Below are 23,330 nucleotides of genomic sequence, written 5' to 3'. Positions count from 1 at the left end.
TAGTATCCTTAAAAAATGAAGAAATTTTAATATTTTTATAAAAGCAAAGAGGCTACTCCTTGCTTTTATGATAAATTTTTATGCTTCTAGCACTGCTCCGTTGCTTGCGTTTGTGACTAGTTTTTGATACTGCCTTAGCCAGCGAGAGGTTAGTGCCTTATCTACTGGCTTAAATTCTGCTCTTCTCTTTGCGATCTCAGCTTCACTTAGGCGCACGTTGATCTCGTATTTATCGACGTCTATATCAATGATATCGCCATCTTGTAGCAAGCCTATCATACCACCCTCAGCTGCCTCTGGGCTCACGTGACCGATGCTTAGACCCCTTGTCGCTCCGCTAAAGCGACCATCTGTGATGAGAGCCACGTCTGCGCCAAGGCCTCGTCCCATGATGAGTGAAGTAGGGCTTAGCATCTCTTGCATACCAGGGCCTCCACGTGGGCCTTCGTAGCGGATGACGACGACGTCGCCTTTATCTACTTTACCGCTTGAGATACCAGCTATCGCTTCGTCTTGTGAGTTAAAGCAGACCGCTTTGCCGCTAAATTTACGCTCGCCAACGATGCCAGCTGTCTTGATGACACAGCCTTGCTCGGCTAAATTTCCAAATAAAATGGCAAGTCCACCAACTTGCGAATAGGCGTTTTCTACTTTGTGAATGATGTTTTCATCTTTGATGTCACTTACCTTTACGCGCTCTCCTAGAGTTTCGCCGCTAACTGTTAGGTTGTCCAAATTTAGCATGCCATTATCTCTGCGTGAAATTTCTTTTATCACTGCATTCATGCCACCAGCCCTGCCGATGTCCTCCATGTGCACGTTTGGCAAGCTTGGACTGATCTTAGCGATGTGAGCGATGTTTTGGCTGATTTTATTTAGCTCTTTGATGTCTAAATTTACGCCAGCCTCTCTTGAGATGGCTAGCATGTGAAGAACGGTGTTGCTGCTACCACCCATTGCCATATCAACGACAAGCGCGTTGCGGATCGCTTTTTCATTTAGTATGTTTCTGATTTTAAATTTCTCATCAAGTGCGATTTCACAGATCCTGCGAGCAGCCTGTCTAATAAGTTCCTCACGCTCTGGAGTTAGCGCTAGGATAGTGCCGTTGCCAGGGAGCGCTATGCCCATCGCCTCGCAAAGCGTGTTCATAGAATTTGCTGTAAACATACCGCTACAGCTACCACCACTTGGACACGCGTTGCACTCGATATCTTTTAGCTCGGCCTCATCTATCTCTTTGGTCTCAAATTTACCAACCGCCTCAAACGCAGTCGCAAGGTCGATTGGCTTGCCATCTTTTGTGTAGCCTTTTTTCATAGGGCCACCGCTTACAAACACGGTCGGTACATTTACTCTTAAAGCGCCCATAACCATGCCAGGGACGATCTTATCGCAGTTTGGCATACAAACAAGCGCATCAAGCGCGTGCGCGTTCATCACGGTTTCTATCGAGTTTGCGATGATTTCGCGGCTAGGCAAGCTATATAGCATGCCTCCATGCCCCATCGCGATGCCGTCATCTACGCCGATGCAGTTAAACTCAAATGGAATACAGCCATTTTTACGAATTTCATCTTTTAAAATTTGTGCATATTTGTTTAAGAAAAAATGCCCAGGTATGATCTCTATAAAGCTGTTTGCAACGCCGATAAAGGGTTTAGCAAAGTCATCGTCTTTTAGTCCAGTCGCACGTAAAAGTGAGCGGTGTGGGGCTCTTGTGTAGCCTTTTTTTATTATGTCGCTTCTCAAATTTGATCCTTTTTTAAAATTTGAGAGGATTTTATCACATATAAAGTATCAAAGATTTTAAAAAAAATTTTGCAAATTTAAAAATTTTTTTATTACATAAATAACACATTAAATTTGTAAAATTTATCCAAAAAGGATGAGCTAAATAGCTACGAAATTTCGGTAATTTTAATCAAAGCAGTATGCAAAATAATAACGTAAAAATATTATCAATGTGTTATAAATATTGATTTATAGGGCTTTATTGTACCTTGGTACAATTTACAAGACCTATGAAAATTTATACAATGCGATAAAATTTTTTAACAAGGATGAGAAAATGATCGCAAAAACAGAGGGCATAAAAGTGACGCCAATGAAAACTAAAATTTTAAATTCTGGCGCAAACTTTTATGAAAATAACTTCACAAATACAACTTTAATTTTTCCTTTTTACGCGAAGAAGTAAAACAACTTCTAATCTCCAAAACAAGAGCGATTTAGCTTTTATTTTAAATTTAATTTATAGTTAAGAGAGTTTTATATGCAAAGTGAAAAAACAGAAATTTTACTTGATGAAGTAAATGAAACAATAGATTCGATATTTAGAACCTGTAATAAAAATGGTGGAACAAAGAAAGCTTTGGAAAATAGAAAGCTAAATAAAGAAATTTTAAAAGATAAATTTGTATCGATCTTTTTAAAATTTGACCAGATAGACGATGATAATTTTAAAAGCACAGTTCTTGCAAGTGATGAGACAAAAGAGCTAAGCGATATGGTAAAAGCATTCGAAGCGGATAAAGATATAGACTTGCCAGAACTAGAGCGAGCGATAAATTTTAACCTTACTAGAATCAAAGAAGCAATCTATAAATTTCAAAATAACAACTAAAAGCTGGTGCGAGAAAAATCTCACACCAGATACTGCTAATAACTAAATACCTCCGGATCAATAACCATCGCCCTATAAGCAACATCATCTCTTGAAGCAGAGTCCACATCCATCTCAAATTTGATCTCATTTGTCTTTGGATCGATCTCAACTAAGACCATTTTGATAGTCTTGTCAGGGCGAAGTAAATTTACGTTTGAGCTTGAGATAAAGTAGGTGCTTTTATCCTTTTGCCACTCGACATTGCTAGTAACCGCGCTATAAAAGTCAAAGCCACGCTCCTTTCCAAACTGCCAAGTTTGTTCAACCGTGCCCTTTTTCTCATCTATCTTGTACTCAACCGCACGTGAGTATTTATCCTCTTTGAAAGCTGGCTGCTCCATACCTCTGCCGTCGCCATTATCAAAGACGCTTAGGTGTTTTACACTGCCTTTGTTGTCGTATCTTGGCGTTAGCCATGCGGTGTGCTGAGTCCATGACCAGTCAAATTTGCCCTCGCATTTTGAGTTTTCACATTTGATCTTGTTGCCTTTGCTATCAACTGGAGTTAGCACTTTGGCTTTAAATTCTTCACTCCAGCCTTCAGGCGAAGCTAGTATCCACTTGACCTTTTTGTCGCGGCCAATTTTGACGATGCCTTGGTGGCGAAGTGAGAGAATGATGCTATCGTCGCTCTCGTCATACGAGATAGAATTTACATGAGCCCAGTTTCTACCTGTGCCAGTAGAGGTGATGTCACCAAATGGCTGATCGTCGCTTATCTTTATCTCTTTTGCGTCCATATCGATGTTTAGGCAAACAGCTCTTGCATCAAGCGCTTTTATAAGGTTGCTGCGGTAGACGTTGTTGCCAAAAATTTCATTTAGATCCCACTCTTCGACCACTTTGCCGGTGCTATCTACCTCGATGATGTGGTCTCTTATAGTGTGAGAAATTTTGCCATCTTTGTGGTGGTAGTTGTATTTGCCAACTCTAAGAAGTGCGTGATCATCTTTTAGTGGCATCACCTCGTGGCTTAGATCGATGTAGCCTCTTGGAAGCGGACGGTTATAAATTTCTTTTCCCATAAGGTCATATCTTAGATATCTTTGCGCCATGCCAAAGCTGATATCGCCGTTTTTGAGCTGATGAAAGCCCATCATCATACCCCCATCCATCACTCTTCTCTCGCTGCGGTCATAAAATTTCTGATAGTCAAGATACCATCTGACCTCGCCTTTGGTATCTACGATGTAGTTTTCGGTAAAGTCATTCCAGCTAGCAGCTCCGCCATTTTTCCAATCAAGTGGTTTGTAGACGCTTGTGATCGTGTTGTTTATGAGATAGAGCCTGTTTTTAAATGCAGGATCGACCTTTTTGACGCGAGTCTTTTGCATGTGTGAGAACCTATAATCACGGCTATATGTGACGATAGGCTGGGCATAAATTTTATACGTTTCTACCTTTTTAGCTCCGTTAAATGTGTAGCTTACGACTACTTCATTTAGATAGTCAGGGTAAAGCCCCCAAATAGGCACGCCGTCATGTGTGAGCAAGGCATGCTCTGAGACATTGTAGTCGATATCGATACCACCATCTGGCTTGCCTTTTACTTTGACATGGATATCTTTGATATCTTTGCCAGCCCTATCTATAACCGCAGTTAGCGGCGATACGTCGTAAGGGTTTATAAAGACTGATCCAAGCTCGCCTTGAACCTTCACGTGATGAGCCAGGACTCCAGCCTCTAGTGGTGTGATACCTATACTAAGACCACTAACCAAAACAGCCGCAAGGGCAACAGAACCTAAGAAATTCTTGCTCATTTTCGCTCCTTTAATAAAATTTAATGATATCTTACTACCCAAATTTCACACAAAACTAACGCTTATATGAAAAGTGGCTTAAGTAAATTTATAAAAGAGTCGTTTTAAAGGGTAAAAATAAAAAGAAGAATTTAGGAGCAAAAGCCCCTAAATTTTAGTTATTTGCTTCAAATTTCTTTAAAGCAAATAGTACAAATTTGTAGCTAGCAAACAATGTCACTGGCCAAAGTATCAAAAAAATTCCTGCTTCTAACATCTATAATCCTTAGTATGCGTGATGATCGTTTTTGATCTCGTCTTGTGTGATCTTCTTGCTGTCTATCGCTCTCCAAACTATGACGATGTAGGCAAGCACTACTGGCACTAGCAAACTAACATAGGCCATAACGCCAAGTGTATAGTGGCTAGAGCTTGCATTTTTGATAGTTAGCGAGCTAGAAAGGTCACTAAACGATGGATAAAATGCTGTGCCATTTAGACCTGTTATCAAAAATAGTGCAGTCACAGCAAGCGTAACGCCAACGCCGTAAGCAAAAATTCCACGAATACTTTTTGTAAATGCCCCTTGGAAAATTCCAACAAGTACCAAAACAACGCCAATAAGAAGCAATATACCAACGATAGGCATTTCGATCAAATTTATAGCGTATTTGTAAGGCATAAGGCTAACTACGCCATTTGCGTCGTATGCAAAGCCATCTTTTGTAAGCACCCAAGCAAGAAATCCTAGAAAAAATGGCAAGAATAGCACGGTGTTGATAAGTAGCTGTTTTCTGGCGTTTTGTATAAATTCGCCATCTGCGATGTTGTTTATAAGATATAAGCAGCCGCCTATGCGAGATAGGAAAAACATCGCTATGCCAAGCAAGTACAAGTAAGGATTTGCCAAAGCTTCAAGGCCACGAAATGGAGTCTTCCACTCGACAAAGTTGTGCTCATTTAGCACAAAGTCACTGCCGCTAAAAAATGTACTAACAGCCATACCGATAAGGATAACGCCAAGTGAGCCATTTATGAAAAGGAAAATTTCATAAGTTCTAGCTCCTAAGAAGTTATCAGGCTTTTTTCGGTACTCGTAGCTTACAGCTTGGACGATAAAGCAAAATAAAATAGCCAGCCAAACCCAGTAAGCACCACCAAAGCTAGTAGCGTAAAATAGTGGAAACGCCGCAAAGCACGCGCCACCAAACATAACAAGCGTCGTAAATGTAAGCTCCCATTTTCTACCGATAGAATTTATGAGCATATCTTTTTTAAGCTCATCTTTGCCAAGGCTAAAGATGAGCGACTGACCGCCTTGAACGAACATCATAAAGACCAAAAGTCCGCCAAGAAGGCTAACTATAAACCACCAATAAATTTGTAAATTTTCTAAGCTTAAACTATGCATGGTCGTTAAATCCTATCTTTATTTGCTTAAGCATGATTTTGATCTCGGCAATCAGCAAGACCGTAAATAAAACAGCAAATAATGTAAATGAAATTTTGATATTTGAGTCTGCTAAATTTGTAGCCCCAACGCCAACGGTCATGAGATCTTGTATCGCCCAAGGCTGACGACCAACCTCTGCTACTATCCAGCCAGCTTCAGCTGCTATGTAGCCAAGCGGTATGGTAAAGAGGCAGACCCACAAAAATACTCTTATGTTTTCAAATTTATATTTTTTTGAAAGATTTAGATAGAGCGTAATAGCAAAAAGAGCTATAAAATATGTACCAAGTGCTACCATGATGTGGAAGCTATAAAATGTAAGCGCAACTGGTGGCACAGCCTCTTTTGCGTCTTTAAGATAGCCATATCCTAAGAAATTTAGGTTGCTTTCTAAATTTGAAAGCGAAGTTTTCATTAGGCTCTCGTCATTTGCTTTTTTAGCCTCTTTGTAGTTTTTAAGAGCTTCAATAGCTACTTTGCCCTTTGCCATCTTCTCTTCAACGCTTATTAGATTGTGCTCGCTATTGCCATAAAGTAGGTCATTTATACCTGGTGTAAATGAGTCAAGCTCTCTGTTTGCCATGATGCCAAGTGCGTAAGGCACCTTTATCTCAAGCAAAAATGGCTCGCTCTCGTCGCCAAGCTTTTTAGCTAGGTTTAAAATACCAGCGGCAACTAGACCAGCGTTTTTCTCGCCATTATAAAGTCCTTCCATCGCAGCAAGCTTCATAGGCTGCTTTTGAGCTACAAAATATGCGCTCTCATCGCCACTAAGTAACAAAAATGCCGAAGTGATAAGGCCAAATGCGCTAGCAACCACGATACTTTTTTTAGCTAGCAAGATGTGGCGTTTTTTGATTAAAAACCAAGCAGAAATTCCTATCACAAAGATAGCTGAGATGGTGTAGCCGCTAGTTACTGTGTGTAAAAATTTGCTAATGCCAAGAGGATTTAGCGCAACTTCAAAGAAATTCTCCATCTCCATTCTGGCGGTATCTGGGTTAAATTTCATGCCTATTGGGTATTGCATCCAGCCATTTGCGATTAAGATCCAAAGCGCGCTTAAATTTGAACCAATCGCGACAAGCCAAGTTGAAAGCAGGTGAAATTTCTTACTAACCTTTTCCCAGCCAAAAAACATAATGGCAAAAAATGTACTCTCCATGAAAAATGCGAGCAAGCCTTCTATCGCAAGAGGAGCGCCGAAGATATCGCCGACAAACCAGCTATAATTCGCCCAGTTTGTACCAAACTCAAACTCCATGATGATACCAGTAGCCACACCGATAGCGAAATTTATACCAAAGAGCTTTAGCCAAAATTTCGTTATCTCAAGCCAGGCTTTGTCACCAGTTTTGACATATATCGTCTCCATAATGGCGATGATAAAACTTAGCCCCAACGTAAGCGGGACAAACAAAAAGTGGTAAATGGCAGTCAGCGCAAACTGAGCCCTAGACCAATCAACAAAATCCATCTCAGACATTTTATTCCTTTATTAAATTACGAATTACAAATTCGCTTTTTTCTTCGTCGGTTTGAAATTTGGTATTAAGGGTCTCGTCAAAGATGAAGACCTTTAAAATTCCAAACATAATGATAAGCTTTATTATTATGAGAAGCCATAATTTCTTGCCTATTTTCATGTTTTTAAAGCCCTCTATATATAAAGAGGCAATGATGTTTAAGTAGTTTTTTATCATAGTTTTTGAAGTCTATAACAAAAAGACTTAAAGAATAATTTTTAAAATTTATACGATTAATGCCTTACTAAATATTTAAGGGGTATAATCCGCAATTAAAAAATAAATAAATTTAAGGAAATTTAATGGCAAAAGAGACGAAGTACATTTTTATCACAGGTGGTGTTTTAAGCTCGCTTGGAAAAGGCATCGCAGCTGCGTCTATCGCGACTCTTTTAAAAAATTCCGGACTAAAAGTAAGTGTTTTAAAAGCTGATCCATATATCAATGTAGATCCTGGCACGATGAGTCCGCTAGAACACGGCGAAGTTTTTGTTACGGATGATGGTGCAGAGACAGATTTGGATTTGGGGCATTATGAGAGATTTTTAGATGAGAGCCTAAGTCAAGATAATAACTTCACAACGGGCAGAGTTTATAGCTCAGTGATCGAAAAAGAGCGCCGTGGTGACTACCTTGGAAAGACTATTCAAGTGATCCCTCACATCGTTGGCGAGATAGTTGATCGCATCAAAAAAGCAGGTGAGGGCAAAGATGTGCTCATCGTTGAGATTGGTGGAACAGTTGGCGACATCGAGGGCTTACCATTTTTAGAGGCGATAAGAGCTTTAAGAGTAGAAGTTGGCAAAAAAAGAGCGCTAAATATCCACCTAACGCTTGTGCCATTTATAAAAGTGGCTGGCGAGCTAAAGACAAAACCAACCCAGCATAGCGTAGGAGAGCTAAGACGTATAGGCATAACACCAGATATCATCATCTGCAGATCTGAAATGCCACTAAACCGCGAGCTAAAAGATAAGATAGCAGCAAGCTGTGGTGTTGAGAAAAATTGTGTCATAGAGAGCTTGGACAGCGCAAGTATCTATCAAATTCCACTTTCATTTTTAAAGCAAGACATACTAACTCCAATCGCTGAAAATTTAGGCTTTAATGAGCTAAAACCAGATATGGCAAAGTGGGATAGTCTAGTAAAAAGGATAATCGCTCCAACAAATGAAACTACAATAGCATTTGTAGGTAAATATATCGACCTAAAAGAGAGTTACAAGAGCCTAACTGAGGGCATCATCCATGCTGGAGCAAATTTAGACGCTAGGGTAAATTTACGCTGGATAGATAGCGAAAAGATAGAAGAGAACAATGTAAATGAGCTTTTAAAAGACGTTGATGGCATCTTGGTCGCTGGCGGCTTTGGCGAGAGGGGCGTTTTAGGCAAGATGCAGGCTATAAAATTTGCTCGTGAAAATAAGATCCCTTATCTTGGAATTTGCCTTGGTATGCAGCTAGCACTCATTGAGTTTGCAAGAGATGTTTTGGGCTTAGAAGATGCAAATTCTATGGAATTTGACAAAGAGTGTAAAAACCCTATCATCTATCTAATCGATAGCTTTATCGACGCTCACGGCAAAAAACAGATAAGAACGCACACAAGCCCACTTGGCGGCACGATGAGGCTTGGAGCATATAACTGCGACATCAAACCAAAGACACTTTTAGCTGAAATTTATGGCAATGCAAAGAGTGTAAAAGAGCGTCACCGCCACCGCTACGAGGCAAATCCAAAATATAAAGAAATTTTTGAGAAAAATGGTCTTTTGGTAAGCGGTGAGAGCGATGGACTTATAGAGGCTATCGAGCTAAAAGGCCATCCATGGTTTGTGGGCGTGCAGTGTCATCCTGAATTTACTAGCCGTCTAACTAAGCCAAATCCTGTGATACTAGGCTTTATAAAAGCAAGCTTGGCCAATCACGTAAAATGATAAATTTGCAAAAAGTATTTAAGTAAAAATAAAGTATATGATACATAAAATTGTAGTGCAATTACTATTGAGAGGATTAACATGCAAAATTGTGTTTTAAAAGGTATTTTAGCACTTTCACTTGCTAGCTCATTTGCATTGGCTGAAGGTGGATTTGCTGGAGTTGAGGGTGGCTATGATTTTAGCTCAAAGCTAACTAGTGGTGGTAGCATAAAAGATAATAGACCAAACATAGGCATAAAAGGTGGTTATGATTTTGATACAGCTAGAGTTTATGGTGGATATTTCTACCATGCTAAAGCTAAAGACAGCTATAGCAATATAGTGGATGCAAAATGGACAAATCATAAATTCGTAATAGGTGGTGACTACACACCAACCATAGCTGACAACTTTAAACTAGTTGCTGGTCTTTATACTGGTCTTTCAGTGATCAATTTTGATGCTACTGCTAATACAAATGCGGGCAGACTAATATATGATGTTACAAAGTCTGGCTGGTTATTTGGTGCTAAACTAGGTGGTGAGTATAGTTTTGATAAAAATAATGCACTTGAATTTGGCTTAAAAGCTGATAAGTCTTGGTATTCTTCATCTGATTATATTGATCTTAAAACAACAGATGTTGGCGCTTATCTAGGCTACACATATAAATTTTAATTTTTGGGGTCTTATGGCCCCTTATTTTTACTTAAAATTTCTCTTATTTTTTACTTCAAATTTACAATGGCTAATTTATAAAGAGTATCAATTTAATAAAAGTTTTTTGCCCTAAAAATCTTACTTTCATTTAAAATTATAAGAAATTAAATTTCAAAAAGATATAATCCAAGCATTCAAAATAAAGACGAAAGATTGCGATGAAAAAGAAGTATTTTTATAGCCAAATTTTTGGCAATATGGGTGTAAATTTAAGTGAACAAGTGGCATTAAATAAAGTTGGTAAGTTCTTTAAAAATTCTTGCCAAAACCATGCTAAATAAAGAGGATATAAGGAATTTACTAGCGCATAGATTTTGTAACGACATACATAAAAAAATTAGTGAAATTCCGACACCAAGTGCCTTAAAAGATATCTATAAAGGCGCTAATCGCATAAAAGAAGCGATTGAGAAAAACGAGCGCATAGCCATTGTGGGCGATTATGATGTTGATGGTGTGGTTTCAAGCGTTATTTTAGCTGAGTTTTTTGATGATCTTGGCATAAAAGACTACCTAGTAAAAATTCCAAATAGATTTAAAGATGGATATGGGCTAAATCCTGAGATAATAGATGAACTCTCAGCCGATGTAAGCTTGATTATCACCGTTGATAATGGCATCTCTGCAAACGATGCGGCCATTATCTGTAAAGAAAAAGGCATTGATCTTATCATCACTGATCATCATATGCCTCCAGCTGTTCTCCCAGAAGCTTATGCGATCATTAATCCAAAACAAGAAGACTGCAACTTCCCAAATATTGAAATTTGTGGTGCTGAGGTCGCTTGGTATTTGGTTGGAGCACTAAAGGATGTTTTTGGGCTAAATTACGATATGAGCAAATTTCTAGAGCTTTTAGCTATCGCGATAATCGCTGATATGATGGAGCTAAGAGATATGAATAGAATGCTTGTTCGCCTTGGCATTTGTAAGCTAAATGCGTCTAAGCGTTCTGCATTTCATGCTATAAAAGAGTTTTATGGTAAGGAAAAATTTGAGTGTGATGATATTAGCTTTCTTATAGCTCCGCTTATAAATTCAGCCGGACGCATGGACGATGCGATGAATTCATTTAACTTTTTGCGCGCAAAGAGCATAGAAGAGGCTTACAACTACCTTGATACGATCATTGAATTTAACAACTCCAGAAAAGAGGAAGAGCGCCAACTATTTGAGTGCTCGCTAAAGGACGTAAAAGAAGATGATGAAGTCATCATCACTTGGGGTGAGCAGTGGCACGAGGGTGTGATAGGCATCGTAGCTAGCCGCCTAGCAAAGCACTTTGCAAAGCCAGCTATCGTCTTTAGTATCGATAAAGGCCGTGCAAAAGGTAGTGCTAGAAGCATTGGTAAGCTTGATATATTATCTCTTATAGCAAGCCACGAAAATTTGCTAACAAGCTATGGCGGTCATAAAGGAGCGGCTGGACTTACACTTGCGCCTGAAAATTTGGTGAAATTTAAAGAAGCGATAAATAAAAGTTGCTCATGCCTAAATATGCAAGAGTGTAAAAGCTCAGACGAGCTACTTGGTGACATAATGCCAAGCGAGATAGACTTTGAACTGCTTGAAATTTTAGAATTTTATGAGCCATACGGACAGAAAAATCCACGCCCAGTCTTTAAGATAAAAAATGCTCTTGTTAAAAACGAAAGACTTATAGGCAGGGATCAAAATCACCTAAAGCTCATCTTACAAAAGGATAATAAAACACTTGAGGCTCTATTTTTTAACTTTACAAGACATGCTAGAGTTGGCGAGATGATAGATATTATCTTTTGTATATCAAAAAATTCATTCCGTGGACTTGTTACTCCACAGCTACTCATAAAAGAGATTTTATAAATTTTATCTCGGTTTTATAATGCTAAAATTTTAATAAAACCGAGATTGCTTCGATTTTAATTCACCAAAATCATTTCTTTATATATTAATGTAGCCCGACTAAAATAATACTATTTGAGTCAAATTTCTGTATTGTAAAATTAATGTTATATAAATATTTATACTTTATTTAAGTTTATTTTTGCTTTAATTTTAATTTTAAATATTAATTTCATAGGACTAAACATGAAAATTTCTTACGTTTTAGCATTTGCTTTAGTACCAAATTTAATGCTTGGTGCTGAAGAAACGATAGACCTGGCTCCGGTTACCGTTTCTGCAAAGATACAAAAATCCATTCTTGACGAACCGACAAAGGCTCAAATAGTAGGCAAAGGCGCGATACTAGAAAACGGCGACATCGCTAAATCGCTTTTAAATTTGAGCGGCTTTACGATGGAGCGTAAGGGCGGAGGCGGCAGCGAGGTTTATTACCGCTCGCAGACGGCGGCTAGACTGCCGGTACTAATCGACGGTAGCACGCTAAACGGCGGTTGCGGTATGCGAATGGATACGCCCATCACTTACATCTCGGCACAAAATTATAGCTCGGTTCGCATCGTAAAAGGCCCGCAAGACGTCAGATACGGTGCACTCATTAGCGGCGGTATATTTTTCGATAGAGAGATAGCAAGGCTGTCAAAACCGAGCTTTGGAGGAAACGTAAGCGTACTTGGTGGTAGTTTTAGAAGATTTGAAACTGCTGCAGACGTAGCGGCGGGTAACGAGCTTGGCAGCTTAGAAATTTCCGGCGGACACTACCAGAGCGGCGATTATAAAAGCGGCGACGGACAGAAAATGCATACGCACTATAAACGCAACAGCGTTTCGCTCGTGGGTACACTAACGCCCACGGATACTACCGCATTGCAGCTAAGCGCGGACCTGGGTAATGGAGAAGCGGCTTATGCCGATAGGATGAGGGACGGCGTGCAGTTTGACCGCAAGTCTTTCGGACTAAAATTTGAACAAGACGTTGGCGAGCACAAGATCAGGCTAAGCTCGTACTATCATCAAATCGATCACATAATGGACAACTTTACCATGCGTCCGGTGGTGCCGGGCGTTGGACGCGGCAAGGGATATAGCATCAGTCACCCGATACGCGATATGTACGGCTTTAAGGCTGAGGGCGAGTTAAATTTCGATAATCTAACCAGCTTCATTGGCGCCGGTTATTCGCAAGACTCCTTTAAATGGCGAGGCGCCGGAACGGGCGGAGCCGGCGTATCTAAAGCCGACATGGACGCCGCCCTATCAAAGCCGCACGTAAAACAGCGCAAGGTAACGTATAAAACTATATACACTCAAAACGAATACATCCTTGAAAACGACTACGGACTTTTCGGCGGACTTAGGCTAGATGTCGGCGAGAGTAAGCAGCTACTAACGCATAAAAGTAGGAGCGAAAATTTATTCTCCGGCTTTTTTAGATACGAAAAATATCTACAAAATTTAACGCTTTATGCGGGACTAGGTCACGCGCAAAGGTTACCGGATCACTGGGAAACGAATCAAGACCCAGATCTTAAGCTAAATAAAGAAAGAAACACTCAGCTTGACTTCGGTACCGTGCTAAAAGATAAAAACTACGAGCTAAACGCGAATTTCTTCGTCTCGAAGATGGATGATTACATAATGATAAAGTATAACCCTATGGGTATGTCTTCAAGCGCATTTAATACCGATGCTTTACTATACGGCGGCGAGATCGAGGGCGATACGCTACTGGCCGATATATTTAGACTGGGTGCCGGCATATCCTACGTCTACGGCAAGGTGACTAAAAAAGCGGGCGGCTTAAAAGACGGTGACGCATTGCCTAAGGTTTCTCCTCTAACGTTTAAACTAAGCGCCGGTCTAGAAAAGCCAGACTGGTTCGTCAAAGCCGACTTCTACGCTAACGCGTCGCAAAACCGTGCGCAAAAAGGCTACGGCGACGTGGGCGGCATGGACCTGGGCAAGAGCGATAGCTTTTGGACGCTGGGGCTAAGCGCGGGCTATAAATACAAAAATTATCAATTTTTGCTAGCGGTGGAAAACCTAAACGACGCCAAATACGCCTATCATAACTCAAAAGGCGGCTACGGCGGCGGTATCGCAGGCTACGAGACTATCCCGAACGGCACGAGGCTTTATGAGCCCGGCAGAAGCTTTTGGGCGAAATTTAAAGTGCATTTTTAGGGCGTAACTTAATAAATTTGGCATGGCTATGGGCTTAGGATTTGCCCTAGAGCTGTGCCAAATTTAAGTATTTTTACTTCTTATATTCTTAACAATACTCACGCTTACTACATTTACTATTAGTAATAAATTTATAGCCAAATTAAAAGCTTAGATATAAAATCTCAGAAATTTTTTAAAGGATAGATATGAAAAATTTACTTGTAAAATCAAGCTTGATTCTAGCTTTGGTAAGCTCAGCAGCACTAGCTCAAGGTGCATTTGTTGGTGGTGAAGGTGATTATTCGTTTAACTCAAAAATCAAAACAAAAAACATAGCAAGTAGTGAGAAAAATAACTTCAAAAAAGGTCACTATGGTCTTGGCTTTTATGGTGGTTATGATTTTGACAGCTATAGAGCGTATGGCGGTTATTATTATGACTTTAAAGCCAGGAAAAATGCTGGCGAATCAGATGCAAAATGGAGTAAGCATAAATTTTTAGGCGGTGTTGATTATACCCCAAGCATCACTGAAAATTTTAAAGCCGTTCTTGGCGGATACACAGGTCTTGGCTACTTGAGCGTTAGAGAGAGATTTAATAACGAAACAAGTAAGAAAAATTTTAAAGGCTTGCTAGTTGGCGCAAAAGCGGGCGGTATCTACTCATTTGATGAGCATAACGCGATCGAGTTTGGTTTAAAAGCTGATAAGACTTTTTATAAGAAAAATAGCGGCGCTCAACTAAGAGATACAAGTGTAGGACTTTACACTGGCTATACTTATAAATTCTAATCTTTTTGGCAAAGCTTAGGCTTTGCCTCTCCTTAGCTTACGCCCTACCTTCAAGAAGTGGCACAAAAAGGCACTCGTCCAAGTATTCCTTTTTTAAATTTCCGTTTTCATCTTTTCTAAATTTAGCGATAAACTGTTTACCATCTTCTTTCATCGGAGCGACCAAGATGCCGCCATTTTTTAGCTGGCTAAATAAATTTGGCGAGATCTCATCAGCAGCAGCCGAGAGCAAGATACGGTCAAACGGTGCGTAGCTTCGCCAGCCGTTGTTGCCGTCGTCATATCTTACGTGTACGTTTCTGATTTTTAGTGCCTCGAAGCGTTTTTTTGCCTCCATAGCCAGCTTTTCTATTCGCTCGACACTAAAAATTCTATGTGCAAGTTTGCTTAAAATAGCTGCTTGATAGCCACTGCCGCAGCCTATCTCTAGGATGTTATCCATATTTTCGCACTCTAGCGCCATTGTCATTTTTGCCACAGTTAGCGGCGAGCTGATCCATTGATTGCCCAGTATGGGCTGCGCGTCAAGCTTATAAGCATGGGCGGTGATGGGTACAAAAATTTCACGCTCAGTGGTAGCTATCGCATCGAACAAAAGCGGACTTAGTGTGATCTCGTCGGCTATATCGCTAGCTAAATTTTGGCATTTTATCGCTTCTAGTTGGGTCAAAATTTATATCCTAAATAAAAATTAAATCGTTATTATACGATTTAAAACTTATCTTAAAATTTATAAAATCCCTAAATTTGTCTTGATCTCTTTTATTAAATTTGCATCAAAAATCGTTTCTTTAACAAGTGTGCCATTTGGTAAAAATACACCAGTAACTTCTAATGCAAGTGAGCTTGAGATCATGACGTAGCAGTTGTTTGCGATCGCAAGCGCCTTGCAAAGGCTAAGATAAGCATCCTCTCTAGCCTTGCCCCACATGGCTGGTACCATGATGATGTCACATCCTTTTAGCTTTGCCCAAAGCCTGCTATCGCGTAGTTCAAAGCATATTAGCACGCCAAGTTTGAGTCCTCTAAAATCAAAGGCATTTATATCGCTCACATCGCCAGCGGCAAAAATTTCATGCTCCAAATTTGGCCGAAAAAGCTCAGCCTTAAATTGTGAGTGAAAGACATTATTTGAGTTAAGAAGCAAAAATTCGTTATAAATTTTTGGCTGGTGCGGATTTAGATTTGAAATTTGAGCGAGCCCTGCGCTTTTGTTTAGGCTACTAAGGTGCGTAAAACCAAGAAATTTATTTGGACTAAGTGCCTCTTGCAAGCGTTCAAGCAGCATTGCATCAAAGCTGCCTATCATGCCACCAAGCATAGCTTTGTTCGCCCCTGCAAAAAAACCGTCAAAGTCATATCCGCTGATGCAAAGCTCGCTTGCAAGAATAAGTGAGTTTTCAGGCGCAGCCTCAACTAAATTTGCAAGCTCCTCTAGGCGATCGGTTGCGTTTTTTGCCTTTAAAGTTAGGCTTATTAGGTTTAAATTTTCGCTCATTTATTTTCCAAATACAAATGTTATGGGTTTTTCATCATGGCAGTCTTTTGGAATTTTGCAGTTTATATCCGTGCCACCTATGTTTGGTGTAGCTTTTAAAATAACGCTTATAGCTGTGATTTTATCATTTCGCTGAGAGAGAGGATCATTAAAAACCCAGACTTCAAAGCCAAAACCTCTAGCCTCATCATGTGAGACCACTCTTACCTCTTTTAGGTCTTTTGGCTCAAAGCCACACTGCTTGTTTATGCCAAGCATCACGTCATTTCCTAGCACGGATCCTAGTGGCGCGAAACTTGGTGCAATTTCGCCGTTTGGCATCTCTTGATAGACTTCCGCTTGGCTTGTCTCTTTTATCTTGACAAGCTTGTAGGCGTAGAAATTTTCGAGATTATTTTTATTTGCTTGATCAATTATTCTTTGGCTACTGCTCGCACACCCTATAAAAAGCATGCAGGCAAGGGCTAAGATGCCATTTTTAAAAGTCATCAAAGCTGATGCTTCCCTTGCTGTAGTTTGTCACCTTTGCTTCAAAGAAATTTGACTTTTGGTCGTTAAATTTCGCAAAGTCATCGACCCATTTGATCGGGTGAGCGACGTTGTATTTACGCTTTAGACCGATCGCAACTAGGCGCTGGTCGATGAGATAGTGGATGTACTGCTCGATGATATCGTCTGTAAAGCCCATTATCTGATTTTGAGTGATGTATTTGCCCCATTTTATCTCTAAATTTCCAGCCTTTTCAAACATATCATAAATTTTTGCCTCAGTTTCAGGCGTGAAAAGGTCAGGTCTCTCTTTGCGGACCGAGTTTATCATGTTTTGAAATAGCAACAAGTGTGTGATCTCGTCGCGTTGTATGAAGCGGATCATCTGCGCTGAGCCTAGCATCTTGCCAGCACGTGCTAGAGCGTAGATCGCTGTAAAGCCACTGTAAAAGTAGATGCCCTCTAAAATTTGGTTGGCAACCATCGCAAGAAGTAGTTTCTCGTCAGTCACTTCGCCTGCAAGCTCCTCATAGACGCTTGAGATGTAGTCGTTTTTTTCACGCAAGACGTCGTCATGTTTCTCCATCTCGTAGATGAGGTCGGTGTTGTCACAGATCGCCTCGACCATGACGGCGTAAGACTTGCTGTGGTTTGCCTCTTCGTAGGCTTGGCGGCTTAGCACGGCGTTGATCTCTGGTGCGGTGATGTAGGGGTTGATGTTGTCAGCTAGGTTGTTTGTCTGAAAGCTATCCATCGAGATGAGCTGGCTCCAGACGAGATCGTACATGCGTTTTTCAGCCTCTGTGAGGTTGTAGGCGTAGTCGCGCACATCGTCGGTGGTATCGACCTCCTTTGGAAACCAGGTGTTTGCCTCCATGAGGTCCCAAAGCTTTAACGCCCACTCGTATTTTGCCTTGGTGAAATTTAAAATACCGTGTGGGTTGCCGTTAAAGACTCTTCTATCGGTCAAATTTTCATTTGAACTTGGGTTGTAGATACGTTTTCTATTCATAAATTTCTCTCTTGTTTGTAGTAAAAATTTCTCAAAATCTTACCCAAAGCAAGGTAAAAATTTACTTTTATTTAGAGTGCCTTGGTCCTTTTTATGGTCATTAAAAATCCAGTTATGATCAGTAAAACTGCGATCACGCATGATACTGCAAATACGATCTGACCGATCTCACCAAACATCTCACCAGTATGTAGACTAAGTACTTTGCGACCAGCCTTTTTAGCCTCTGGGATGCTCTCACTCTTGCTAACAAGTTTATTCTCTTTGATCTTGCCAGCGCTAGCGTCAAGCTTTAGTTTGCCCACTTGGCTCTCGCTAGTTTCATAGTTTATAGTGTAGGTGCTTTGGTTGTTTTCAGGCACGTTTATCGTAAGAGTTTTTAGCTCTAATGTGACATTTTCTTTAAAAATTTGCTCCGCAGTCTCTATCTCTTTAAATTTTTCGTCGCTTATTGGGATCAAATTTCTTTGTGTCATGGACTTCTTCATCTCGCTTGGCTTTAGGTCGAAAAATATGCTATTTACGCTGCTTCTGACCCAGCCATAAGACCAGTAAAGGCCAGTTAGCGACATCACGACAAGCAGGATCGCCACGTAGGTGCCAAGGCTCGTGTGGAGGTTGTAAAAGCAGGCATAGCCCTTTGCGTTTGGCTTGATTTTGAGCGAATTTAGCAAATTTCGCTTAATCGCTGGGGCGTAGAGGATGAGACCGCTTATGGCAAGAAGTGCCATGATGATCGAGCTAATGGCGACTATTTGCTTGCCGATGTTGGCTGGGACTTTGCTATCAAGCAGGGCAAGGCCTAAATTTCTATGAAGGCTTAGGATCACCACGCGAGCTTTTTCACCCCAGTCCTCGCTGATCACCTCGCCACTTCTTGGATCTATGAAGAAATTTAATTGCTTTTTATCCTTTGTAATGCTTATACGATAAGCTTCATTTGCTCCACCTATTTGTAAGCTTTCAAGCGTATCAAATTGAATCTCACTTTTTGCTTTAGCTAGGAGTTCATTTAAGCTTAAATTTTCTTTTTCGCTAGGAACTAAGTTTATAAAATTTTTATTTATCGCACTTTTGATCTCTTCTCTATAAGACGCAAATGGGGCTGAAAGAGTCATGAATATTAGTGGAATAGCCGCAATTAGTCCAATTATTAGGTGAATGTTGAAGATGATTTTTCCTTGTTTTAAAAACATTTTTTTCCTTTAAATTTTAATAGCGAATATTATTTTATTTTTTGTTAAAGCAAGATAAAAATTTATAAAATTATTTTTTAGTTATTAACTTTTACTAATGTTGATAAGGGTCTTAATATTAATTACCCATTAAATTTTTACATATTGGTATCTTATTTTTGGTAATAAGTTATTTTTAGCAAAAGGTATAAATTAATGATAGATACATTTAGATTTATGGTGGAGTTAAGCGGGATCGAACCGCCGACCTCTTGAATGCCATTCAAGCGCTCTCCCAGCTGAGCTATAACCCCAAATAGATTTTGGCATTCTATCTTTTTATGGCTTACAATATTTTGAAATTCGTTTTAGTAAAATAAAATTTTAAGCAATTTTTGGATAATATTGCAAACTTTAACGCGGGAATAGCTCAGGGGTAGAGCACAACCTTGCCAAGGTTGGGGTCGCGAGTTCGAATCTCGTTTCCCGCTCCATTAACTTAGCCCGAGTGGCGGAATGGTAGACGCAAGGGACTTAAAATCCCTCGGTAGTTTTTATCGTACCGGTTCAAGTCCGGTCTCGGGCACCACGATATGGCGACATGGCCAAGTGGTAAGGCATGAGCCTGCAAAGCTTTGATCCCCGGTTCGAATCCGGGTGTCGCCTCCAAACTTCAAAAATAACTACTCAAAGGAATAATAGTGAGAAATTTATTTTTAGCAGCTTGTATAGCATTTTTTGTAGCTGGTTGTTCAAATACTTGGCATGGCGTAAAAGAAGATACTCATAATGCCAAAGAATGGACCAAAGAAAAGATAAATGATGGAGCTACATATATTAAAGAAAAAACAGAGTAAATTTTAGAGATTATAGTAAATTTTAAGCAAAGTTGGTTATAATCACAAATCTTTAATTCGGGAGATGGCTGAGCGGTCGAAAGCGGCGGTCTTGAAAACCGTTGAGGTGTGAAAGCCTCCTGGGGTTCGAATCCCTATCTCCCGGCCACAACCACTCTTAAAATATATCTTCAGATATCTGTATTTCAGCATTTTTAAGCAGCCTATATCACCATATTTTCGTCTCAAATTTCGGACGATTTTATTTTGTTACACCGAATTTGGATTTCTGTTACATCGTTTACTTATTAGATTAGGAGTTTGCAATGACTTCTAAATTAATAACTCGAATCAAAAATAGACCAAGCTACTACTATTTCGATAAGGCTTTGAAAAATGATAAAATTATCACCGTCAAATATTGTCTATTTACGGACAATGAGTTTGAGGCCAAAGCCATCGCTTTAAAAATAAAAAACGAAGCCGATAATAGACGTAATTCTGCTCAAACCAAAAAAATTTATTGATTTACCGTTAAGATACAAGATACGCACCATTCAAAAAAATATTAAAAACAAATCGCATCGACTATCGACGACCGAATATAAAGAAATATTTGAAAAAGTTATATCGGGTATTTATGGGATTACCAAAGCCGACAACGATATGTTTGTCAATAGAAAAGAATGTCAAGAAAACGATAGGCCAAAGAAAACACAAAAATCAATAAAATTTACGGATATAGCATCCAGATACGCTCAAAACGAAAGTAAGAAGTCAAATAGTAAAAATACCGGATACTATCAGAGGGTAGCCAAAGCACTTGACATTTATTTTAAGCACAAGCAGATAACCCAAATTTCTTACCAGGACTGCGAGGATTTTCAATTACATCTCTTAAATAATAAAAGGCTTAACAAAAAGACCATCAATAACTACACGTGCTACGCAAGTAGAATGTTTGACTATGCTATCAAAATAGGCCTTATATCTCAAAACCCGTTTAAGCTTTTAAGCTCGTTTAAAATTTCCAAAGATCAAAAATCGCCGAAGGATAATTTTAGCATGGATGAACTCGTTAAAATTTTTAAGACGGATAAAAAAGAGCTTAAAGATTATATGGCGTTTGCCTTGCACACTGGACTTAGGCTTAGCGAAATTTGGAGCTTAGATGAAAGTAGCGTAAGCGAGCGAGACGGTATTAAATTTATCAAAGTTCAAACTGCCAAGCAAAAAGGCGGAGATGTTAAATTTAGAGAGCTGCCGATACATAAAAATATATATCGTCTAAGCGATATGAAGTGGTTAACGAAAATAAAAAAAGGCAAAAGCGATTGTAATTATCTTGGAAAAAGGCTTAACAAACATATTCATACCGTTTTACCGGACTCCAACGTAAGCTTTCATAGGCTAAGGGCAAATTTTGCGTCCGCTATTAAAAATTACTCCCTAGAAAATGGTTTTACGGATGTTACCTCGGTACTACTCGGGCACGCTACCGATCTAGCAACAGACGTATACGCCAAGGATATCTCGCTAAAAGCAAAGCTAAAAGCTATGAATGGTCTAAATATATTTTCCAATCTCTAGCGATGAAATTCTATTGAATATCTTTAGCTAGTTATATATAATTTGGCAAAAAGAGGTGAAATATGAAGAAAGAGATTTTAAATTTACTTGACGAAGAAAACGCAGACTTCGGTAGGCTTTATAAGTTTTACTCTGGCATAAAAAAGGCTTTTATAAACAAAACAGACAATATCAAGATGGGCTTTATCGGAAACACCCTAGATAAAGGAGCAGCTTGAGAGAGATATGGACTATTGCCTAAAGAATTATGTCAGAAATACAAAAGACAAAGATAAATGGCTAAAAAGAGCGGATATTTTAAAAAAATTAAACGACTCAAAGCCTACCAAATATTATATTCAAGTCGTTTTCAAAGATACTGCAATGAAAATTCAAAGCGTCATGAATTCGGTTAACGAACTTGATATGCAAAATGAGCCAAAAACAAGCGTAATAGATCTTAAAAATTACGATATACCCGAAGAAGTAATAAAGTACGGCATTTTAACGGATGAAAAAGTAAAAGGCGGCAGATTTATCAATAACCAATTTGTATCCGACAATATTGCAGGGTACTTAGAGAGCGAAACGCTTAAAAAATTACCGAAAAAGCAAAAAGAGCTTTTACCGAAAAATCAAAAGCTAGAAATTAGTATAAATTTGAAGACCATATGCAATAAATTTATAGAGCGCGAATGTGATAAACGAGGATACACGCAAGAAACAAGGCTAAGATACATAAAAGACGTGAACTGACTAATTAAATATATGGAGGAAAATAAAATATACGAGATTGAAAAATTAGATGTAGATGAATTTCAAAACCATATATTTACAAAAAAAGATGAGAAAGGTAAAACAATAAGCAAAAAAACATTAAATAATATAATAGGTAGGTTAAGAATTTTTTTCGACTATATGGTATTAATAAAGCAAGTAAACAATAATCCGTTTGAAAAACTTAGTAACTACGGGGTAAATAAAAACGTAACAGATAAAAGAAATTTTACCCTTGAAGAGCTCAAAAAGATATTTAGTGGCAAACATGATAATACGCGCAAAGAAATTTTAGATTGTTTAAGATTTTTATTATTAACGGGTGTCAGGACGGAGGAATTTTATAATTTAAATAAAGATAGTTTTTGCACGGATTGCAATCATCCGTTTTTAAAGGTAAAAACCGCGAAGCAAGGCGCCGGAAAGGTGTTTTATAGAAATGTGCCTTTACATCCATTATTGAAAGACCTTTATAAACACAGCTGGGTTGCAAAAATTAAAAAAGTATATTCAAACAAAGGAACTCTATCGAAAGCTCTCAATGCCGAAATAGATAAGGTAATAAAAGATAATACGGTAAGCGTCCATAGACTTAGGGGAAATTTTGCTAACGCGATCGATGAATGGCTGGTTCTTGCTGGCTTTAAGGACTATGTGGGTACGGATAAGAAATTGCTCGGGCATTCGGAAAATTTAAAAAAAGACGATATCGAAGATCAAGTAAAATATAAAATAACCAAAACTATACTGGGTTATGCACCCGATATGACACAGGGTACATACTCGCAATCCGAGTATGCGGATTCAAAAATATTAGCGATACGAGGGCTTAACGTCTTTGAAGGCATGTTTGAATATTTGAATATCCCAAAAAATCAAATCGGACACGTAAAGCCTAGAAAATCTAGAAAAACAAAAAAATAAACCCATCGCCATGATTGCAAAATGAAATAAGACACCGTAATCTGCCGAATTTTGATAAAACTTAGTATGTAGACATGGGTATAAAATCGGTTTTTCGGTTTGACTGGTAGTCGCAAGCCCAAATTTAAAGCTATACCCAAATAGCCCCGCTATTATGGCAAAGAGTTCGCTTCCGGCTACC

At 39.1% G+C, this 23,330-nt stretch carries 24 protein-coding genes and 5 tRNA genes; 18 read left to right on the top strand and 11 right to left on the bottom strand.

Features of this window, described 5'->3' with window-relative positions:
- Positions 1 to 78: 78 nt before the first annotated feature.
- Complete coding sequence (ilvD, locus tag MTT30_RS08060; protein WP_429801582.1) at positions 79 to 1,752, bottom strand: dihydroxy-acid dehydratase; 1,674 nt, start codon at positions 1,750 to 1,752, stop codon at positions 79 to 81.
- A 244-nt stretch (positions 1,753 to 1,996) separates the two neighbouring features.
- Between ilvD and MTT30_RS08055 the strand changes: the two genes are divergently transcribed.
- Positions 1,997 to 2,200 carry a hypothetical protein gene (locus MTT30_RS08055; protein ID WP_429801581.1) on the top strand — a complete coding sequence of 68 codons (204 nt, stop codon included), beginning with the start codon at positions 1,997 to 1,999 and terminating at the stop codon, positions 2,198 to 2,200.
- A 75-nt stretch (positions 2,201 to 2,275) separates the two neighbouring features.
- Positions 2,276 to 2,626, top strand: a complete 351-nt coding sequence (locus MTT30_RS08050) for a hypothetical protein (RefSeq protein ID WP_087586550.1) — start codon at positions 2,276 to 2,278, stop codon at positions 2,624 to 2,626.
- Between the two features lie 35 nt (positions 2,627 to 2,661).
- Here MTT30_RS08050 and MTT30_RS08045 read toward each other — a convergent pair whose 3' ends face one another.
- The 4 genes from MTT30_RS08045 to MTT30_RS08030 all read right to left on the bottom strand — a co-directional run bounded on the left by MTT30_RS08045 (position 2,662) and on the right by MTT30_RS08030 (position 7,566).
- Positions 2,662 to 4,431 carry an aryl-sulfate sulfotransferase gene (locus MTT30_RS08045; protein WP_429801580.1) on the bottom strand — a complete coding sequence of 590 codons (1,770 nt, stop codon included), beginning with the start codon at positions 4,429 to 4,431 and terminating at the stop codon, positions 2,662 to 2,664.
- Positions 4,432 to 4,696: 265 nt separating this feature from the next.
- Entirely contained in the window at positions 4,697 to 5,821 is a 1,125-nt protein-coding gene (locus tag MTT30_RS08040; protein ID WP_429801579.1) for a cytochrome d ubiquinol oxidase subunit II, read from the bottom strand.
- On the bottom strand, positions 5,814 to 7,349 hold the full coding sequence (locus MTT30_RS08035) for a cytochrome ubiquinol oxidase subunit I (RefSeq protein ID WP_429801578.1): 1,536 nt from the start codon (positions 7,347 to 7,349) through the stop codon (positions 5,814 to 5,816). The genes MTT30_RS08040 and MTT30_RS08035 overlap by 8 nt, the downstream gene beginning before the upstream one ends.
- Before the next feature lies 1 nt (position 7,350).
- Positions 7,351 to 7,566 carry a DUF4492 domain-containing protein gene (locus MTT30_RS08030; protein ID WP_072595258.1) on the bottom strand — a complete coding sequence of 72 codons (216 nt, stop codon included), beginning with the start codon at positions 7,564 to 7,566 and terminating at the stop codon, positions 7,351 to 7,353.
- A 125-nt stretch (positions 7,567 to 7,691) separates the two neighbouring features.
- Between MTT30_RS08030 and MTT30_RS08025 the strand changes: the two genes are divergently transcribed.
- The 6 genes from MTT30_RS08025 to MTT30_RS08000 all read left to right on the top strand — a co-directional run bounded on the left by MTT30_RS08025 (position 7,692) and on the right by MTT30_RS08000 (position 14,869).
- Positions 7,692 to 9,326: a CTP synthase gene (locus MTT30_RS08025; RefSeq protein WP_429801577.1), complete on the top strand. Its 1,635-nt coding sequence runs from the start codon at positions 7,692 to 7,694 to the stop codon at positions 9,324 to 9,326.
- An 81-nt stretch (positions 9,327 to 9,407) separates the two neighbouring features.
- Positions 9,408 to 9,986 carry a hypothetical protein gene (locus tag MTT30_RS08020; RefSeq protein ID WP_107775632.1) on the top strand — a complete coding sequence of 193 codons (579 nt, stop codon included), beginning with the start codon at positions 9,408 to 9,410 and terminating at the stop codon, positions 9,984 to 9,986.
- A 200-nt stretch (positions 9,987 to 10,186) separates the two neighbouring features.
- Entirely contained in the window at positions 10,187 to 10,309 is a 123-nt protein-coding gene (locus MTT30_RS08015; protein ID WP_257638069.1) for a hypothetical protein, read from the top strand.
- Positions 10,299 to 11,873, top strand: coding sequence for a single-stranded-DNA-specific exonuclease RecJ (gene recJ / locus MTT30_RS08010; protein WP_103640673.1), 1,575 nt, complete (start codon positions 10,299 to 10,301; stop codon positions 11,871 to 11,873). Before MTT30_RS08015 ends, recJ begins: the two co-directional genes overlap by 11 nt.
- A 225-nt stretch (positions 11,874 to 12,098) precedes the next feature.
- The gene (locus MTT30_RS08005) at positions 12,099 to 14,096 is read left to right on the top strand and encodes a TonB-dependent receptor domain-containing protein (RefSeq protein ID WP_429801576.1); all 1,998 of its coding nucleotides are present in this window, start codon (positions 12,099 to 12,101) and stop codon (positions 14,094 to 14,096) included.
- A gap of 188 nt (positions 14,097 to 14,284) precedes the next feature.
- The gene (locus MTT30_RS08000; protein WP_429801575.1) at positions 14,285 to 14,869 is read left to right on the top strand and encodes a hypothetical protein; all 585 of its coding nucleotides are present in this window, start codon (positions 14,285 to 14,287) and stop codon (positions 14,867 to 14,869) included.
- 37 nt (positions 14,870 to 14,906) lie between these two features.
- Here MTT30_RS08000 and MTT30_RS07995 read toward each other — a convergent pair whose 3' ends face one another.
- From MTT30_RS07995 to MTT30_RS07970, 6 genes are all read right to left on the bottom strand, one after another.
- Positions 14,907 to 15,539, bottom strand: coding sequence for a protein-L-isoaspartate(D-aspartate) O-methyltransferase (locus MTT30_RS07995; RefSeq protein ID WP_429801574.1), 633 nt, complete (start codon positions 15,537 to 15,539; stop codon positions 14,907 to 14,909).
- Positions 15,540 to 15,599: 60 nt separating this feature from the next.
- The gene (locus MTT30_RS07990) at positions 15,600 to 16,367 is read right to left on the bottom strand and encodes a carbon-nitrogen hydrolase family protein (protein ID WP_429801573.1); all 768 of its coding nucleotides are present in this window, start codon (positions 16,365 to 16,367) and stop codon (positions 15,600 to 15,602) included.
- Positions 16,368 to 16,859: a hypothetical protein gene (locus tag MTT30_RS07985; RefSeq protein ID WP_429801572.1), complete on the bottom strand. Its 492-nt coding sequence runs from the start codon at positions 16,857 to 16,859 to the stop codon at positions 16,368 to 16,370.
- A complete protein-coding gene (locus MTT30_RS07980) occupies positions 16,846 to 17,868 on the bottom strand; it encodes a ribonucleotide-diphosphate reductase subunit beta (protein WP_009494790.1) in 1,023 nt (340 codons plus the stop codon). The genes MTT30_RS07985 and MTT30_RS07980 overlap by 14 nt, the downstream gene beginning before the upstream one ends.
- Before the next feature lie 71 nt (positions 17,869 to 17,939).
- Complete coding sequence (locus MTT30_RS07975) at positions 17,940 to 19,064, bottom strand: PepSY-associated TM helix domain-containing protein (RefSeq protein WP_429801571.1); 1,125 nt, start codon at positions 19,062 to 19,064, stop codon at positions 17,940 to 17,942.
- Positions 19,065 to 19,281: 217 nt separating this feature from the next.
- Positions 19,282 to 19,357, bottom strand: a tRNA-Ala gene (locus MTT30_RS07970).
- 105 nt (positions 19,358 to 19,462) lie between these two features.
- Here MTT30_RS07970 and MTT30_RS07965 point away from each other — a divergent pair.
- From MTT30_RS07965 to MTT30_RS07920, 10 genes are all read left to right on the top strand, one after another.
- Positions 19,463 to 19,537 (top strand) — tRNA-Gly (locus MTT30_RS07965).
- 8 nt (positions 19,538 to 19,545) lie between these two features.
- Positions 19,546 to 19,632: transfer RNA gene (locus tag MTT30_RS07960), tRNA-Leu, on the top strand.
- 6 nt (positions 19,633 to 19,638) lie between these two features.
- Positions 19,639 to 19,712: transfer RNA gene (locus tag MTT30_RS07955), tRNA-Cys, on the top strand.
- Positions 19,713 to 19,744: 32 nt separating this feature from the next.
- Positions 19,745 to 19,900 carry a hypothetical protein gene (locus MTT30_RS07950; protein WP_167496266.1) on the top strand — a complete coding sequence of 52 codons (156 nt, stop codon included), beginning with the start codon at positions 19,745 to 19,747 and terminating at the stop codon, positions 19,898 to 19,900.
- Positions 19,901 to 19,958: 58 nt separating this feature from the next.
- A tRNA-Ser gene (locus tag MTT30_RS07945) sits at positions 19,959 to 20,048 on the top strand.
- A gap of 157 nt (positions 20,049 to 20,205) precedes the next feature.
- A complete protein-coding gene (locus tag MTT30_RS07940; RefSeq protein WP_429801570.1) occupies positions 20,206 to 20,406 on the top strand; it encodes a hypothetical protein in 201 nt (66 codons plus the stop codon).
- A gap of 139 nt (positions 20,407 to 20,545) precedes the next feature.
- Positions 20,546 to 21,469 carry a tyrosine-type recombinase/integrase gene (locus MTT30_RS07935; RefSeq protein WP_429801569.1) on the top strand — a complete coding sequence of 308 codons (924 nt, stop codon included), beginning with the start codon at positions 20,546 to 20,548 and terminating at the stop codon, positions 21,467 to 21,469.
- 62 nt (positions 21,470 to 21,531) lie between these two features.
- Positions 21,532 to 21,687 carry a hypothetical protein gene (locus MTT30_RS07930; RefSeq protein WP_429801568.1) on the top strand — a complete coding sequence of 52 codons (156 nt, stop codon included), beginning with the start codon at positions 21,532 to 21,534 and terminating at the stop codon, positions 21,685 to 21,687.
- 7 nt (positions 21,688 to 21,694) lie between these two features.
- A complete protein-coding gene (locus MTT30_RS07925) occupies positions 21,695 to 22,204 on the top strand; it encodes a hypothetical protein (RefSeq protein WP_429801567.1) in 510 nt (169 codons plus the stop codon).
- 12 nt (positions 22,205 to 22,216) lie between these two features.
- Entirely contained in the window at positions 22,217 to 23,149 is a 933-nt protein-coding gene (locus tag MTT30_RS07920) for a hypothetical protein (RefSeq protein WP_429801566.1), read from the top strand.
- The last annotated feature ends 181 nt before the right edge of the window (positions 23,150 to 23,330 follow it).

The sequence above is a fragment of the Campylobacter concisus genome (assembly GCF_050447445.1).
GTDB lineage: Bacteria > Campylobacterota > Campylobacteria > Campylobacterales > Campylobacteraceae > Campylobacter_A > Campylobacter_A concisus_BI.
The sequence above is the reverse complement of the archived record's forward strand: the minus strand, read 5'-3'. Positions and strand labels throughout refer to the sequence as shown.